Annotated in this window: 14 protein-coding genes; 1 reads left to right on the top strand and 13 read right to left on the bottom strand. The window is 38.5% G+C overall.

The features are described from left to right. Positions 1-418 precede the first annotated feature (418 nt). From F7984_RS05065 to mgtE, 13 genes are all read right to left on the bottom strand, one after another. Positions 419-4,174 carry an AAA domain-containing protein gene (locus tag F7984_RS05065; protein ID WP_140461162.1) on the bottom strand — a complete coding sequence of 1,252 codons (3,756 nt, stop codon included), beginning with the start codon at positions 4,172-4,174 and terminating at the stop codon, positions 419-421. Between the two features lie 306 nt (positions 4,175-4,480). Beyond that, positions 4,481-4,837, bottom strand: a complete 357-nt coding sequence (gene spoVAE, locus F7984_RS05060) for a stage V sporulation protein AE (protein WP_066101378.1) — start codon at positions 4,835-4,837, stop codon at positions 4,481-4,483. Between the two features lie 22 nt (positions 4,838-4,859). Next, entirely contained in the window at positions 4,860-5,876 is a 1,017-nt protein-coding gene (spoVAD, locus tag F7984_RS05055) for a stage V sporulation protein AD (protein ID WP_066101379.1), read from the bottom strand. Position 5,877: 1 nt separating this feature from the next. Further along, complete coding sequence (spoVAC, locus tag F7984_RS05050) at positions 5,878-6,357, bottom strand: stage V sporulation protein AC (protein ID WP_066101382.1); 480 nt, start codon at positions 6,355-6,357, stop codon at positions 5,878-5,880. A 12-nt stretch (positions 6,358-6,369) separates the two neighbouring features. Next, the gene (locus tag F7984_RS05045; RefSeq protein WP_139891419.1) at positions 6,370-6,840 is read right to left on the bottom strand and encodes a sporulation protein; all 471 of its coding nucleotides are present in this window, start codon (positions 6,838-6,840) and stop codon (positions 6,370-6,372) included. A gap of 364 nt (positions 6,841-7,204) precedes the next feature. Next, a complete protein-coding gene (locus tag F7984_RS05040) occupies positions 7,205-7,783 on the bottom strand; it encodes a hypothetical protein (protein ID WP_139891420.1) in 579 nt (192 codons plus the stop codon). Between the two features lie 191 nt (positions 7,784-7,974). Continuing rightward, on the bottom strand, positions 7,975-8,832 hold the full coding sequence (gene nikC, locus F7984_RS05035; protein WP_066102359.1) for a nickel transporter permease: 858 nt from the start codon (positions 8,830-8,832) through the stop codon (positions 7,975-7,977). 57 nt (positions 8,833-8,889) lie between these two features. Then, positions 8,890-9,897: an ABC transporter permease gene (locus tag F7984_RS05030; protein ID WP_066101395.1), complete on the bottom strand. Its 1,008-nt coding sequence runs from the start codon at positions 9,895-9,897 to the stop codon at positions 8,890-8,892. Between the two features lie 75 nt (positions 9,898-9,972). Continuing rightward, on the bottom strand, positions 9,973-11,571 hold the full coding sequence (locus F7984_RS05025) for an ABC transporter substrate-binding protein (protein WP_139891421.1): 1,599 nt from the start codon (positions 11,569-11,571) through the stop codon (positions 9,973-9,975). A 13-nt stretch (positions 11,572-11,584) separates the two neighbouring features. Beyond that, a complete protein-coding gene (locus tag F7984_RS05020; RefSeq protein WP_140461161.1) occupies positions 11,585-12,580 on the bottom strand; it encodes an ABC transporter ATP-binding protein in 996 nt (331 codons plus the stop codon). Further along, positions 12,558-13,577 carry an ABC transporter ATP-binding protein gene (locus F7984_RS05015; protein WP_373925457.1) on the bottom strand — a complete coding sequence of 340 codons (1,020 nt, stop codon included), beginning with the start codon at positions 13,575-13,577 and terminating at the stop codon, positions 12,558-12,560. The genes F7984_RS05020 and F7984_RS05015 overlap by 23 nt, the downstream gene beginning before the upstream one ends. Before the next feature lie 288 nt (positions 13,578-13,865). After that, positions 13,866-14,645 carry an enoyl-ACP reductase FabI gene (gene fabI / locus F7984_RS05010; protein ID WP_066101403.1) on the bottom strand — a complete coding sequence of 260 codons (780 nt, stop codon included), beginning with the start codon at positions 14,643-14,645 and terminating at the stop codon, positions 13,866-13,868. A gap of 108 nt (positions 14,646-14,753) precedes the next feature. Continuing rightward, positions 14,754-16,115 carry a magnesium transporter gene (gene mgtE / locus F7984_RS05005; protein ID WP_066101407.1) on the bottom strand — a complete coding sequence of 454 codons (1,362 nt, stop codon included), beginning with the start codon at positions 16,113-16,115 and terminating at the stop codon, positions 14,754-14,756. A 132-nt stretch (positions 16,116-16,247) separates the two neighbouring features. Here mgtE and prpE point away from each other — a divergent pair, with 132 nt between their 5' ends. Then, positions 16,248-16,994, top strand: a complete 747-nt coding sequence (prpE, locus tag F7984_RS05000; RefSeq protein WP_139891574.1) for a bis(5'-nucleosyl)-tetraphosphatase PrpE — start codon at positions 16,248-16,250, stop codon at positions 16,992-16,994. Positions 16,995-17,037: the final 43 nt, after the last annotated feature.

Below are 17,037 nucleotides of genomic sequence, written 5' to 3'. Positions count from 1 at the left end.
AGAACTTTCCACTGGACTTCACCCACCTTTACCCCGGTATGTCCCGGGCATAGGTGCCTCATAGGTGGGGTATAGCTGCTTTTCCCAGGACTTCACCTACCTTTCACCCGCCTATCCCCCGGTATAGCCCGGGCATAGGTGCCTCATAGGTGGGGTATAGCTGCTTTTCCCAGGACTTCACCTACCTTTCACCCACCTATCCCCCGGTATAGCCCGGGCATAGGTGCCTCATAGGTGGTGGGGCATAGCTGCTTTCTCCTGGACTTCACACACCTATCGCACACCTTTGGAGCACCTTTGGCGCATACACAAATACCCCGGCTATCGCCGGGGTATTGCTATTCAATATTTAACTCATTAATGCCAGCCTTTTCATCTGTTATCAATGATTCGCAGCAAAATAAGCAACCTGGATTAATCAGATTGCATTAACTTTCTTTTTTAATTCTTCGTTTCTTAATAGTTCTTTCACCTTTTGATCCATTCTTTCGATTTCTTGAGCAGGGGTTTTCCACCAGTTTCTACTCCAGATTCTTTCGATTGTCCATCCTCGGCTTTCAAGGAATCTTTGACGATAGATATCCCGTTCTTTTGCATTGGCCGAGCTATGGTACATCGCTCCATCACATTCAATCCCTAAAATATATTTGGAAGAATCATTAGGATGGACGATGGCCATATCGATTCTGTACCCGGACATTCCTACTTGTGTGTGGACTTCATACCCTAAATTTCTTAATTGAGTATAGACCTGTTCTTCAAAGGGGGAATCAAAATGCAGTGCCAGTTCTTGTACATGTGTATTTACATTATCATTAATTTCCTGGACAACCGACTGTATTTCCTCCCTGTTAGTACGTGAAACAGCTCTTACATATTTTAAATATGATTTAAGAAGCTTTGGTCCAATTTGTGCTGTGCCCGCAACATTCAGTTCTTCCGGCTCGATACTAGATACTACAATAATACGTTCCTTGGCTCTTGATACGGCTACATTCAATCTATTTTCTCCACCATATTGGTTAAGCATTCCGAAGCGATTATAGACCTTTCCTTCTTCATTTTTAGCATATCCTATGGAGAAAATAATGATATCTCGTTCATCACCCTGAACATTTTCAATATTTTTTACAAATACTCTTTCATCCAGTTCTTTTGCCATCACTTGATTATAAGCAACATTGAATTCTTGATCGCTTGCAGCTGATTTTTCAATGATATCCAGTATTTTTGTTTGCTGTTTGGCATTAAAAGTTATAATACCAACAGTTTTATCGGGCTGCTTAATCAATGTTTCTTTTAATAGTCTATAGACCTCAAGTGCTTCTACTTCGTTTGATTGATTGATCCATCTGCCATTCACTTTTTTCCATTGGATAGCTGGAGGATCTTTTAAAGGCTCGACATTGGGAGCAATCTGAACATGTCCATTATAAAAAGCATGATTAGAAAAGTTAATGAGTTCCTCAAATTTCGAACGATAGTGCCACTGAAGAATTTTTTCTGGGAACCTTCTTTTCGCTAGATTTAATAAACTTTGCGATTCATCAACATCATATTCTTCTTCATCATCTTCATTTACAAAAGATGACTGGAACATATTAAATGGCGGCAATTGCTTTTCGTCTCCAGCGACAATTAATTGTTTTGCTCTAAAAACTGCTGGTAGACCGCTCTCCACTGTACATTGAGAAGCTTCATCGAAAATCACCAAATCAAATAAATCATCATTTAACGGGAAAATCGAAGAAACTATTTCGGGTGATGCCAACCAAACCGGCATTAAATCCACAAGACCCTTCTCAGCAAATTCATTCACCAATTTGCGCAGTGGCCAAATCATTCTCTTTTTCCCTGCCTGGTGTTTAAGATCTCTTATTTCCCTCGGGTAAGCTTTCTTAAGCTCCTCGACTGATTGTGTCAATTGATGAATTAAATATTGGTTAGCAACCTCTCTTTTTCGGTCAACCAGTTGACTAAACTTTTCCCGTATCCTTGAAAATTCGTTTGTTGAAATCTTCTTAACCTCGGGATATTTATTTTCCGTTTCATCAATCCAATGAATATATGCCGAGTTTTTAAATAAATGGACCCAGTACTCCGGTAGAGCTTGTTCAGAAGCAGGACTTTTCACGCTGAGTTCTTGAATGATTTTCTTCGTGACCTCTGAACACTCTTCCCAATATGAATCCATTTGCTGTAAGTCCTCAAAATCTTGATGAATATACTCTAATAATTGATCTAATTCCTGTAATGGAATATCTCCATCCGCAATTCTGCTTTGATAATTTTCGATCATTTTCTCATCGAAATATTTTTTTAGCTGGTTGATTTCATTAGACATTTTCTTTGTTTCTTTACCTAATTGATTCATGATTATAAGGGCTTGCTTAATTTTGACCCAGTCCGCAGAACTTGTTCCTTTAAATTTTCCGCCCTCTAATAACTCCTCGATAATTGCTTTACCTGAAAAAGAGGTCCACCACCATATTCTCAAGCCTTGTAGTGTCTTTTTACCAGTACCCTCTAAATCAGGATAGATACTATCTAACTTGCCACCTACTAGCCATGTATACGCAGGTGTAATTTTTTTGTAATCCAAGGAATCCAAATAATCAGAGGCGTTCTTCGCTTTCACAATTAAATCATTTAGAAGTTCTACTAGGTTAAGCTTATCTTTAATGGAAAATTGAGCGAATGATTTACGCTTTTTCAATTCGTAAGACTCGCTGCCGAATCGCTCGTACCATTCAGCATAACTGTAGATTTTTCCGCCAATCTCATCTAGTACATCTTTATTTAACTCACTTAACACAGGTTTTAAATTTAGCATTTTGTCCATATGATCTAATGGTGTTGCTTTTCCGTATAAATCATATAAACGATACCCAAAATCCTGGTACTCATAAAGCCCTTTAGCAATATCATTTAACAGCTTTTCATGAGTAAACAAGCTATTTGATGTGGATTTCAAATCTTCAAGTGACCGATCAAATAATACTTTATTAGTCTCAAGAACCGCACTAATTTTATTATAAAGCGGCTTTCGATCTGTTTTTTCATCATGCACCAAAGCTATATGATTGGATAATCTCAGCCCGTCTAAGCGTTGGTATACTACATCTAGAGCAGCCCTTTTCTGACAAACTACTAATATTTTCTTTCCCTGACTAAGTGCGTCTGTAATTAAATTAACTATAACCTGAGATTTCCCTGTTCCAGGCGGTCCGTGAACAACAATCCCTTTCTTATATCTCGCTTCTTTTAATATTTCCTCCTGTGACCCATCCGTAACAAGCAAATTCATTATATCCGGTTCTTTAGTCTGATTATCTTCATTGTCATTGTTTAAATCTACTGCTGACTCAAACTCTTGTGGTTCTATCAATTCACTGACTAACGATGATAGATTAGCGTCCTCTGAAAGGTCTATCAAGGCATCAAAGTCTTTAACTAGTGAAGAACCGCCTTGTGGAAAGTTTCCGATAATCGCATTTTCCAATAGTACGATTCCAGTGGATTCAGGAATTTCATCCCTTTTATATTCTTTTAACTTTGTGAGTCCTTCATTAGAAAATGAAAGATTAATATCATGTGCTTGGAAGAAAGTATCCCATTTTTCCCTCTCATAAGACTTAGCGATTTCTGCAGCCTCTTCGAAAAATTCTTCGGTAAACTGGACACTATTTAATTTCTTAAACGCCAAAAATAAAGTGCGATTGATTTGCGGACCACCTTCTTCCACACGAATGATCCATCTCTGTGTATTTACCTTACTTTTTTCTAAACGGATTGGATATAAGAATAGGGGAGCCTGAAAAAAAGTCCCATCAGAGAGGCTTCCTGATATAAAGGGGTAGCCTAAATAAAAGTCGTGAATACCTGTTTCTTCTTCAATTCCTTTTATATTTCGCAATAAATCTGTGAGTTTTTTCGAAATGACCATCGAATCTTCATTCTCTATTGTCGGCTTAAGTAACGTAATTTCACCTTTAGACTGCATGACGATTTTCTTTACAATAGCTTCACTGATTTTTTCATTACTGTTTGATAACTTATCTAGTTCAGTTAAATCAAAACTCCATTTATTGTAGATTTTCAATAATCGAATAGAGCGATTACGACGACTAATATCATTCAATTTATCTCTCATATGAATTAGTTTTTCTTTCACCGTTTTACCTTCTTTCCAGATAAAAAATTCTACACCTCAAAAAGGAAGAGCATGCGCCCTCCCCATAACTTATTGTTTTAATACAGAATATATTCAACGGAATTGGAGTGTTAGATCTTCTAAACAGGTATCAATTATCGGCTTTTTCAATTTTATAATACCATGAAAATGGAATTTTTCTTCCAAGTTACACAAATTACCAATCATACATTCCACATGCTGTTACTAGCCCTCTCCAGCCCTCTTACAACCGCTTTTGCATCCATCCATTTAAATTTTAGAATACAATTAATGGGTTCTCTTTCATTAACCTTTTGGTTTAAAAATCAAGGCTGCGATAAATCCAAAGACTATCGCTGCCGTTATGCCTGATGATGTAATTTTAAACATTCCGGTTAACACGCCAACGATGCCATGCTTCTCTGCTTCCTCTAAAGCACCGTTTACAAGCGAATTCCCAAAGCTTACTATCGGAATAGATGCCCCAGCACCTGCAAAATCCAATAATGGTTCATACCATCCAAAACCACCCAATATAGCGCCAATGACAACAAATGTCGAAAGAGTATGGGCAGGCGTTAATTTTGCTACATCAAATAGAAGCTGTCCAATCACACAAATAATGCCTCCTACAACAAAGGCCCAAAAAAACATTGCCAGCATATATGCTCCTCACCTTTCAACGCTATAGTCTTTCAATAGCAACTGCGTGTGCTATACATGGAATGGACTCCCCTTGCTGGAAGGTCAGCGGAGAAAGAAGCGCTCCGGTTGCTGCCAGTAAGATGCGTTTATATGTACCCTTTCTCATTTCATTAAGTAAATGGCCATATAGAACAGTCGCGGAGCATCCTGCACCGCTTCCACCTGATCTTACTGGTTGATCGTCTTTATAAATCATTAAACCGCAATCCCTAAATTTTTCTTTATTTAGCTTTAAGCCCTTCTGCTCCAGTAAGTCAATCGCAGTGTCATGACCAATTTTCCCAAGGTCACCTGTAACAACAAGGTCATAATAGTCCTCGTCAAGGTTTAAATCCCTGAAGTGATGATAAATCGTATCTGCTGCAGCAGGTGCCATCGCACCTCCCATATTAAATGGATCCTTCAATCCCATATCAACAACTTTACCGATGGTTGCACTGGTTACAACGAGCTTACTTTCAGATGAGTTATCATTCTTCTCCACCAAGGCAACTCCCGCCCCCGTTACGGTCCATTGGGCAGTTGGCGGTTTTTGACCGCCATATTCTGTTGGATACCTGAATTGCTTTTCTACGGTTGTATTATGGCTTGAGGCACCAGTCAATATCTTGTTGGCACCGTCATAATTAATAATAAAGGATGCCAGTGCAAGGCCTTCCATAGATGTTGAGCATGCACCAAACAGCCCAAAATATGGGATGGCCAATGTCCGGGCTGCAAAGCTAGTAGGTGTGATTTGGTTAATTAAATCTCCCGCAAAGAAAAATTGAATATCACGAGTTTGCAATTTCTTTTTATCCAAAGCTTTTTGAACCGCTTCCTCAATTAATACACGGTTCGCTTTCTCATATGTTTTCTGATTTAGCCAAAGATCATCATGAATAATATCAAAATCATCAGCCAAACGGCCATTGCCTTCAAAAGGACCGACAGCTACGCCTGTAGAGGAAATGACAGGATGATTATGCAGCACCCAGGTTTGTTTACCAGTTAGCATATTAACCTCCTATAACCATTAGATAGATTTGCTTTACTAATGCAACGACAAATGCTGAAAAAACACCATATAGGATTACAGTTCCAGCCAATTTAAATATATTTCCTCCTACCCCAAGCACAAATCCTTCTGTTCTATGCTCAATCGCTGCTGAAATGACGGAATTACCAAATCCCGTAACTGGAACAGCACTTCCCGCTCCAGCAAATTGGCCAATTCGATCGTAAACCCCAAAGCCTGTTAATAACATAGCTAAAAATATCATCGTTGCTACAGTTGGGTTACTGGCTGTTTGCTCAGTAAAATTAAAATAAAATATATACATATACGTAATAACTTGTCCTAGTAGACAAAATAGCCCACCTACAAAAAATGCCTTAATACAATTCTTTACAACAGGTCGTTTTGCTTCATATTTTTGTTCCAGCTCTTTATATTTTTGTTGTTCAGGGGTTAGTTTTTCATTCTTTTTATTTGCCATATGTACACCTGCCTATGCCATATCCTTCTGTAGTTTCATTATTTTATCAAACCATTTTCCAGCTTTTTTCTTGGAGTAACCTTTATCCTTCACATTCACGATTAACTCGACTGTTTCAAGAAATATTTTCATATCACTTGATACAGTAAAATCAAAGGATTTAAAGTTTTTCTTTAACTCCTTATCTAATTTACTTTCGATACTTTTCATTCGAAAGCGTTGCATATGCTTAACCTTGTACGCAACCAAAATATCTTTATCCTTTTGGACAACAGCCACATCGTAGATTTCTTTATGGGAAGCTACTTTCTCTTTTATTTTCTCTAATGGTGCCTTTGAATGATCACCAAGATAAACGGGATCTTGATCCACGGATTGAATAAGTGACATCTTGGCTTCTTTACTGCTTGAGTCACCGGAACATCCGCTTACTATTGTGAAAAACATAGCTATAATTAAAAATACAGAAATCCTTTTATTCATAGCACCATCACCCCCTCATTACAAATTGAAATTATTATCCTGTATTGTTTGTTAAACACGGCATTTTATCCAATTTATTTGGAATAACATTAGATGTAGCTTAATTGCTGCATAACAACCTAAAATAAAAAAAACTGCTGACTAAACAGCAGGTTATGGTTGTAAACGACCTTTTTTATTATTTTTTGTACATCCACAGTTTTTTTTCTTTTGCTTGGAAGGCGTTCTCTTGATTTGGCTTGCTTTTTGTTTTGGTATCTTCATAAAAGGGGTCCTCCTTCCCTGATTAGGACTCATACAGTATAAGTATGTAGGAAGGTTTGGTTTGTCTAATACAGATAACCAGATCCGATACAGAAGTATTTTAAAAACGAACTATTTTTATTTCTTTTATTTGCTGCAATGTATATTTAATCCATTTCTTCCCAAACGCAACTTTAATATAGACATAATCCCCCTTTACTTTTTCAATCGTTCCCCTCAGCCGCTTCCCATCTTCCACTATAAAATCGCAGACCGGGCTCGACATGAGCGACGGCATTTTGGAGAGATAGGTGACTAATTCCTCCTTCGTCATATCCTCTATACGTTTACGCTTTGTTTTTCCATTCGCTTCACTTACATCCAATAAATCAGGCTCCCGTTCTTTCAGCAAATCAGTATATTGTTTCTTTTCTATCTCAAAGCTTAATAATGGGGGCTGCTGCTGCAAACTATCATCACTATTTCCCTCTTCAAGTCCTTCACGCGAATTATCTTTATCAGCAATATGTTGTTCCCATTCCTGTTGCTGATTAATTTTATGCATCAATTCTTTAGTCGCAGCATTTGTAAAAAAGTCATCTATTTCCACTATTTCTTCTTCACGCAATCGTCTCATTATTTGCTCCTTATCAAGCCAAGCATTTGCTGGCAGTGCACTATTAATCTCATTATGGCTCATATAGTTACCTCCTTAGCTTCTATCTGCTATATATATGTGCAAAAGACTGTAGATATATCTGAGCTCCCCTCTTTGCTGAAAGCGTTAATTATGGTTTATCATGACATTGCCTGCCCATAGCCAATTTTTCACAAAAAAACCACTCTCTAACAATCGCAGAGGAGCGGTTCATACTATTTTTATTTTCTTATTTAACGCTGTTTCATTTTTGGATCAAGGGCATCTCTCAGTCCATCACCCAATAAATTAAATCCTAGGACAGTTAACATGATAGCCAATCCTGGGAAAAAGAGCGTTCCGGGAGCCTGTACTAAAAAACCCTTCGAATCCGCCAGCATTTTTCCCCATTCAGGTGTCGGTGCCTGTGCTCCCAAACCGAGGAATCCAAGCGCCGCTGCTTCTATAATTGCTGTTGCAATTGCCAATGTTGCCTGAACAATAATTGGTGTCATACTGTTTGGAAGGATATGACGAAAGAGAATTCTTGAATCCTTCATACCAATTGCGTTGGCTGCCATAATATATTCCTCTTGTTTAACACTCAGTACTCTAGACCTTATGAGGCGGCCAAAATTCGGAATATTTATAATGGCGATTGCAATCAGGGCATTTTGCAGAGATGGCCCTAAAATAGAAATAATCGCGATTGCCAATAAGATACTTGGAAAGGCAAGAAGGATGTCAAAAAAACGTGAAATAATTGTATCAATCCATCCGCCATAATATCCAGCTACAAGCCCCATTATTGAACCTACTATAACAGAACCCAGTACAGAGAAAAATCCAACGGATAAGGATATACGCGCACCATATAATATTCGTGAAAGAATATCCCTCCCAAAGTCATCTGTTCCAAACCAATGTTCAGCAGATGGCGGTTTTAAACGGTCTGTCAAACTAACCTCCTTATATCCATAAGGAGCAATAATCGGAGCTAATAATGCCAATAATATAAAGAATAAGACGATACCAAGGCCCACCATTGCCAAACGATTACGTTTAAAGGCAGCCCATGATTCCCCCCATGGAGAAACCACTTTTTCATCCATTACCAATGGTGTCTCTTCTGTATTTCGTACTAATTCCCCCAATGTCTACACCACCCTTTATTTGGAGTATTTAATTCGTGGATCGACCAATGCATAAAGGAGGTCGACAACTAAGTTAATGAATACAAAAGCAGCCGCAATCAGTAAAATACCAGATTGAATAACCGGATAGTCACGATAGCCGATTGCTTCATATAAATAACGCCCTATGCCCGGCCAAGCAAAAATAGTTTCTGTCAGAATAGCCCCTCCAAGAAGTAATCCTGTTTGCAGCCCTATGACAGTTAAAACCGGAATAAATGCATTTTTCAAAGAGTGCTTGTACACCACCCAAAACATACTGACACCTTTTGCACGTGCTGTACGAATAAAATCTGATTTCATAACTTCAAGCATAGTCGATCTTGTCATCCTAGCAATAATGGCCATTGGAATAGTTGCTAAAGCGATACTTGGCATAATCAAATGCTTAACCGCCACAAAAAATTGATCGAAATCACCTTGCAGCAACGTATCCACCAAATACAAATTAGTTATCGCATTGATTGGATCTCTGATATCTTCACGTCCCGTTGTCGGTAACCAACCCAGCTGAAGGGAAAAAGCCCATTGCTCCATTAACCCCAGCCAAAAAATAGGCATGGATACTCCAATTAAGGCTAAGATCATAGCTAAATAATCAAACCAGGAATTTGAAAACCACGCACTGATGATGCCGGCATTTACACCAATAACGATGGCAATAATCATCGCAACTAGCGTTAATTCTAGCGTAGCAGCAATATATGGCCATATCTCACTAGTAATCTCTGCATTCGTTCTAATGGATGTACCCAAATCACCGGTAAACAAATTCTTAATATAATCTATGTATTGAACATACCAGGCTTTGTCCAATCCAAGCTCTTGAGTTAAAACTGCAATGGACTCTTTTGTTGCCCTTTGCCCTAAAATAACCTGTGCCGGATCTCCAGGAATGGCTCTGACAATGGCAAATACAATCAGCGTCATTCCAAACAGAACCGGTATAACAGACAGAATCCTTTTCATTGTATAAGAAAACATCTGTATGCACCTCCATAATAAACAGGCGCCCCTATATGAATCATCCATGTAAAGGCGCCCTTACTTAACACAGTTTTACTTGAATTCTACATTCTTTAAAATATCTGATCCGGTCGGATGCGGTACAAGTCCTGTTAAATCAGCTGATGCTGCCAACAAAGGCGTTGAGTGAACGAGCGGAATCCACGGTGCATCTTCATGGATAATTTCTTGAGCCTGTTTATATAGCTCATTCCGTTTGTCTTGATCAACAATTGTTTGCGCTTCAATTAAAATGTCGTGGAGCTTATCATTCGCGTAATAGGAATAGTTGTTAGATCCGATTGAATCTTTATCAAGCAATGTATAGATAAAGTTATCAGGGTCTCCATTATCACCTGTCCAGCCCAGCATATAGGCCGGGAACTCGCCAGCTGCTGCCTTTTCAAGGTATGTAGCCCATTCTACAGTTTGAATTTCTGCCTTAACTCCAATTTTTTCAAAATTTGCCTGAATCGCTTCTGCAATTTTCTTTCCTTCTGGTATATATGGACGCGGAACTGGCATAGCCCAAAGATCCATTTTAAATCCATCCGGATAACCAGCTTCTTTTAATAATTCTTTTGCTTTATCTAAATCAAATTCATAATCCTGAATTTCATCGTTATAGCCTTCCACTGAATCCGGCAGAGGATTTTTCGCTGGTTTTGCCATTCCTAAATAGAAAGCATCAATGATAGCTTGCTTATCAACGGCATGGCTTAAAGCCTGACGGACTTTTGGATTATCAAATGGTTTTTTCGTTACATTAAAGCCAAGATACCCAACGTTCATGGAAGGACGTTCAATAGCCTGTAAATTTGCATCTCCTTTAATTGTTTCAAGGTCTGATGGGTTTACACCGTCCATCACATCAATCTCACCGATCTTTAATGAATTCAAACGTGCCGAGTTATCAGGAATCGTACGGAAAATAATTGTTTTTAATTTTGGCTCTCCGTCTACATAATAATCTTCATTCTTTTCAATAACGATTTTGTCATTTGCTTTTTCTTTAAATTTATACGGACCGGTACCAACTGGATTTTCCCGGAACTTATCACCATCTTTTTCAACTGCAGTAGGGCTGGCTATTCCAAAACAGCTCATTGCAATATTTTTAAGGAAGGTCGCCTGAGGTCTTTTCAAGGTAAATTGAACAGTCGATTCATCAACCGCTTTTACTTCCTTAATGACATGCCCTTCATCTTTTTTATAGCCGCCAAACATGCTGTAATATGGAAACTGATCAGCATCGCCATTCATCCATCTGTTAAAGTTGAATACTACTGCTTCTGCGTTAAAATCAGTACCATCATGAAACTTAACGCCTTTTTTCAATGTAAATGTATATGAAAGACCATCATCAGAAGCCTCCCATTTTTCAGCCAATCCAGGTTGCAGCGTCGTATCCTGTTTACCGTAAGTTAGCAGTGTATCAAAAATATTAATCGTGACTTTAAATGACTCTCCTTCGGTTGTCGTGATTGGATCTAACGAAGTGGAATCACCGCCACGCCCAAAAACAAGTGTATCCTTTGTATTTCCTTTCTCTTCACTGCCTCCACCTTCAGTCTCCTTGTCGCCAGAATTACATGCTGCCAGTACAACGCTTAGCATTAGAATACTGACCATAGCCAATAAAAGCTTTTTCATATGAAACCCCCTCTTATATTTGTTTATTATCATTGCTGTCATGTTCACCATGGAGATGACATGCAGCATAATGATCCCCTTTTATTTCTTGGTATACTGGATTAATAGTCTTACAAACTTCCATTGCATGCTGACATCTAGTATGGAATGCACAACCACTCGGTGGATTGGATGCGCTTGGGATGTCTCCAGTTAAGATGATGGATTCACGTTTAATATCAGGGTCTGGTATTGGTACTGAAGATAATAAAGCTTGTGTGTACGGGTGAAGAGGGTATTCGTATAACTCTTCGCTGCCCGACAATTCTACCATTCTCCCCAAATACATGACTCCAACGCGATCACTAATATGCCTGACAACCCCCAGATCATGTGCTATAAAAATATAAGTAAGTCCAAATTCTTTTTGGATATCCTTTAACAGGTTTAGTACCTGGGCCTGTATGGATACATCAAGCGCAGAAACAGGCTCATCTGCAATAATTAATTTAGGTTTTGTCATTAGGGCTCGGGCAATACCGATCCGCTGACGCTGACCGCCACTGAATTGATGGGGATAACGTTTTAAATGATAGGAACTGAGTCCCACAACATCTATCATTTCTGCTACCCTATTTGCCCGCTCCTTCTTATTGCCAATGCCATGAACAATTAAAGGTTCTTCTAATATTTGCTGGACGGAATGCCTCGGATTTAATGACGCATAAGGATCCTGAAAAACCATTTGAATATCACGTCGCACTTGTCTAAGCTGCTTTTTTGACATAGACATGATTTCGTTATCTTCGAAGACAATACTTCCTTCTGTTGGGTCAATCAATCTCATTAATAATCTGCCGGTTGTTGACTTTCCACAGCCACTTTCCCCAACAATCCCAAGAGTTTCCCCTTTTTTCACATGAAAGGATATATCATTGACGGCTTTTACTTCACCAATCTTCCTGCTCAAAACTCCTCCATTAATAGGGAAAAATTTCTTCAGGCCTTCAACTTTTAATAGCTCCGTCATGATGGATGCCTCCTTCCTGTCCCTGATATAATAGGCACCTTACCCATTGATATTGGGGAGACACCTTTTGTAATTCCGGAGTCATTGTGGCACAGGCAGGCATGGCATATTCACAACGCGGAGCAAATACACAGCCATTTTGAATCATTCCTGGTTTCGGAACATTACCTGGAATGGAATATAATTTACTATCTTTCTGCCGGATGTCGGGTACAGATTTCAGTAATCCTTTTGTGTATGGATGTTTAGGATTTTTAAATATATCCCTGACCGTTCCTTTCTCAACAATTTTTCCTGCGTACATAACAAGAACGCGATCGCATATTTCAGCCACCACTCCAAGATCATGAGTAATGAGAATGATTGATGTTTCAGTTTGATTATTTAAATCTTTCATCAGCTTAAGAATTTGGGCTTGAATGGTAACATCAAGTGCCGTAGTCGGTTCATCTGCAATCAATATGTTTGGTTTGCAAACCATGGCCATCGCTATCATAACCCTCTGTCTCATACCGCCTGATAACTCATGTGGATAATTTTTCATTAAATCAGCAGCCCGAGGCAGCCCTACCTGCTTTAACATTTCCATACATTCAGTACGCGCCTTAACTTTATTACTGTTTCTATGCAGCCTGTATGCTTCAATCATTTGTTGGCCGATTGTAAACAAAGGATTAAGAGAAGTCATCGGTTCCTGAAAGATCATAGATATCCGATCCCCGCGAATTTTCCTCATTTTTGATTCGGATTTTTTTAATAAATTGTCTCCCTCAAAATTAATGACTGCCTGGGGATCAACAATAGCCGGCGGTTGTGGAAGCAGTCCCATAATGGATAAAGAGGTCAAACTCTTCCCACTTCCTGATTCACCAACAATACCAAGAATTTCTCCTTTATGAAGTTGGAAATCGATATTCTCAACTGCAGGAACCAATTTTCCATCATCCATAAAAGAAACGGTTAAATGGTTTACATCTAAAACCACAGTGTCATCCAAGCCATTCCCTCCTGCGTAATATTATTATGTAATTTATTAAAATATTTAAAATATTATGATTTATTATGTCACAGCTTTTCCCAATTGACTATCATTTTATTAGAAATTTATAACATTTTTATTGTATAGGAGAATAATATTGGATCTTAACACAATAATGAAGGGGGAACAGTTCCACTTTATTTAGGTGATTGATTGACTGATTTACACAGTAACACTTTTCATAAAAAAAACTCTCTATTTCAAAAGCGGTTATCAAAGCCACCTTGCAATAGAGAGTCATTTTATTTATAAGCTTAAGATGTGATACCCTGAATCCACATGGATATTTTCCCCCGTAATTCCCCGGGACAATGGACTGAACAGGAATAGGGCTGTATCTCCCACTTCCTCCTGGGTTACTTGTCTGCGCAAAGGTGCACGCTCTTCAAATACTTTTCGAATTTCATTAAAATCGCCGACTCCTTTGGCCGACAAGGTTCTGATTGCTCCTGCTGAAATAGAATTTACTCTTACGCCGTTAGGCCCAAGATCATTAGCCAAATATTTCACACTTGCTTCAAGTGAGGCCTTGGCCACACCCATGACATTATAGTTTTGGACTACTCGTTCACCGCCAAGATAAGTAAGAGTAACGATACTAGCCCCTTCATTCAGGATTTCTTTTGCTGCTTTTGCAACAGCTGTTAATGAATAAGAGCTAATATTTTGGGCCAATAGGAACCCGTCCCTCGTCGTGTTCATATACTCACCTTTAAGCTCTTCCTTATTGGCAAAAGCAATACAGTGCGCAATCCCGTCTATCTTTCCATATTTTTCTCTAATCGTAGCAAAACATCCTTCGATTTCATCATCTTTTGTAACATCACATGGCAGGACGAAGGTCTCTTCTCCACCCTCTAAGCTGTTTACAAGGTCATAAACACTCTTTTCCATTCGTTCCCCTGCATATGTAAAAATTAATCTAGCACCAGCCTGGTAAAGTGAATTAGCTATACCCCAAGCTATACTTCTTTTATTTGCCACACCCATTACAACAATGGTTTTCCCATCCATACTTAAGTTCATAGGAAGGATTCCTCCTTAAATAATTAACACAAGTTATTAGTACCTACTACTAATTTAAACTAAGTAAAGAAGAATCGCAACCATTTTCTGTTTTTTCAGCTAAATATATCATGTGAGATAACCCATAAAGAGAGTAGCCATTCCAAAGTAAATAAGAATACTTATTAAGTCATTAATGGTCGTAATAAATGGTCCTGAGGCTACAGCAGGATCAATATTCATCTTATGCATCAATAAAGGCACAAGGCTACCCGCTAATGTGGCGACAATTAATGTTACCAGTATGGAAATACCAACGAGGGCAGCAAGAATTAGTTCACCTTTCCAAACATAAACGATAATGGTAACCACGATTCCACATGATATTCCGGTTATAAGTCCTGTTCCCGCTTCACGCCAAAGGAGCTTTAGCTTGTTTTCATCCTCAATTTGCCCTGTAGCAATTCCTCTCACTATAACAGCCAAGCTTTGTGTACCTGTATTCCCAGCCATCCCTGCAATTAAGGGGATGAACACCGCCAGAATTGCCTTTTTCGATAAAGTTTCTTCAAATTGACCGATTAAATTAGCGGTAATCATGCCTAGAAATAATAATATAATCAACCACGGGAGTCTTTTACGGGCAGATGAAAAAGGACTTTTATCTATGTATTCCATATCGGATACCCCTGCTAATTTGGAATAATCATCGGAAGCTATTTCATACATAACATCAATCATATCGTCAAATGTTATAATGCCGACCAGATGATGCTGAAAATCAACAACCGGCATCGCAACGAAATCATAGTCTCTCATTTTTCGAGCTATTTCTTCCTGATCATCGCTTACTTTCACCGAATAGACCTGTTTGTTCATTAATTCAAAGACCATTGTATCATCATCTGCCACAATCAAATCACGCAGGGATAGTACCCCTGTTAATTTTTGCTTTTCATCCATAACATAAATATAATAAATTAATTCAGCATCCTGTGCTTCCTTCCTCACTAGTTTCATGGCAGATCCTACTGTTTGATTCTCTGCAATGCTTATAAATTCAGTCGTCATGATACTTCCTGCAGTTGATTCCTCATAGTGAAGCAAATGCATGATATTTTGCGATTGTTCTTCATCCATTAAAGACAAATAACTGATTATTTGTTCCTTATCCAAATTACTGAGCAAATCAACAGCATCATCCGGATGCATTTCAGCTAAAATAGAGGCGGCATATCGAGGATCCATTTCTGCTAAAATTCTCTCTACAATCTCTTCTTCATATTCATAAGCAAGATTCCCTATTAGCTCTGCCATTTCATCCGGTGAGAGAAAGTGATGAACAGTTGCCCGTTCTTTTTCTTCTAAATTCGCATAAAACTTTGCCTGATCATAGGGGTGAATATCTAAAAATATAATCCGAAACTGTTGGAGGTTCTCTTCTTTTAATAAACGCAGTAAATCTCTTTGCTTGCTTTCCTGAATTTCCATTTTAGAGGTCACCATACCTTTTTTTATGTCGTTTAAGGCGTATCTATCATACCCTTTACAATTTCCTAAATAGATATAATTGAAACCCTTTAAAAAAGGGTAATATAGAGGTAATAGAAGGAAGTGATGCAAATGATCTATGATTGTATAGGCGATGTACATGGTTGTTATGGGGAATGTATCGAATTATTCCACAAACTGGGTTATCAATTTAATGAGGATAATATTCCTGTCCATCCAAACGGAAATACCCCTGTCTTTATAGGCGATATTACTGATCGAGGACCTAATTCTATAGAGATGATTAACCTTGTATGGTCATTAACCATACAACGGAAAACTGCCTTATATATACCGGGTAATCATTGCAATAAACTATATCGTTATTTCCTAGGCAATAAAGTAAAGGCTGTACATGGCTTAGAGACAACGATTGCTGAACTTGAGGCTTTATCTAAACCAGTAAGAAAGAAGGTGCGCGACCATTTTATGCAATTATACGAGTCAGCTCCTCTTTATCTTGTCTTAGATCAAGGTAAGCTTGTCCTTGCACATGCCGGTATCAAAAAAGAATTTATAGGAGCAACACATAAGGGTGTTAAAACATTTGTTTTATATGGGGATATAACCGGAAAAACACTGCCGGATGGAAGACCAGAACGAAGGGACTGGGCACTTCGACATCCAGGTGATCCGATTATTGTCTATGGGCATACGCCTGTCCGCGAACCAAGAATTAAAAATAATACGTACAATATCGATACAGGAGCTGTATTTGGAGGAAAATTAACTGCTTTGCGTTACCCAGATATGGCCCTTTTCTCAGTAACCTCCTCTCAACAGCTTGTTCCAGAAAAATTTCATACTTATGACAATTAATTCTAGTAATTAAAGGTGTCTGATTGTCCTATTATGCGACATT

The sequence above is a fragment of the Pradoshia sp. D12 genome (genome assembly GCF_008935075.1).
In the GTDB taxonomy this organism is placed as follows: Bacteria; Bacillota; Bacilli; order Bacillales; family Pradoshiaceae; genus Pradoshia.
Note: the sequence above shows the minus strand (reverse complement) of the source record. Positions and strands in the feature narration are given on the sequence as shown.

Bases quoted from the DNA above. Each gene is read 5' to 3' on its own strand.
- nikC (WP_066102359.1), bottom strand. From the start codon at position 8,832: ATGGATGAAAAAGTGGTTTCTCCATGGGGGGAATCATGGGCTGCCTTT.
- F7984_RS05040 (WP_139891420.1), bottom strand. From the start codon at position 7,783: ATGAGCCATAATGAGATTAATAGTGCACTGCCAGCAAATGCTTGGCTT.
- prpE (WP_139891574.1), top strand. From the start codon at position 16,248: ATGATCTATGATTGTATAGGCGATGTACATGGTTGTTATGGGGAATGT.
- spoVAE (WP_066101378.1), bottom strand. From the start codon at position 4,837: ATGCTGGCAATGTTTTTTTGGGCCTTTGTTGTAGGAGGCATTATTTGT.
- F7984_RS05030 (WP_066101395.1), bottom strand. From the start codon at position 9,897: ATGTTTTCTTATACAATGAAAAGGATTCTGTCTGTTATACCGGTTCTG.
- F7984_RS05020 (WP_140461161.1), bottom strand. From the start codon at position 12,580: ATGACGGAGCTATTAAAAGTTGAAGGCCTGAAGAAATTTTTCCCTATT.
- spoVAD (WP_066101379.1), bottom strand. From the start codon at position 5,876: ATGCTAACTGGTAAACAAACCTGGGTGCTGCATAATCATCCTGTCATT.
- mgtE (WP_066101407.1), bottom strand. From the start codon at position 16,115: ATGGAAATTCAGGAAAGCAAGCAAAGAGATTTACTGCGTTTATTAAAA.
- F7984_RS05045 (WP_139891419.1), bottom strand. From the start codon at position 6,840: ATGAATAAAAGGATTTCTGTATTTTTAATTATAGCTATGTTTTTCACA.
- spoVAC (WP_066101382.1), bottom strand. From the start codon at position 6,357: ATGGCAAATAAAAAGAATGAAAAACTAACCCCTGAACAACAAAAATAT.
- F7984_RS05025 (WP_139891421.1), bottom strand. From the start codon at position 11,571: ATGAAAAAGCTTTTATTGGCTATGGTCAGTATTCTAATGCTAAGCGTT.
- fabI (WP_066101403.1), bottom strand. From the start codon at position 14,645: ATGAACTTAAGTATGGATGGGAAAACCATTGTTGTAATGGGTGTGGCA.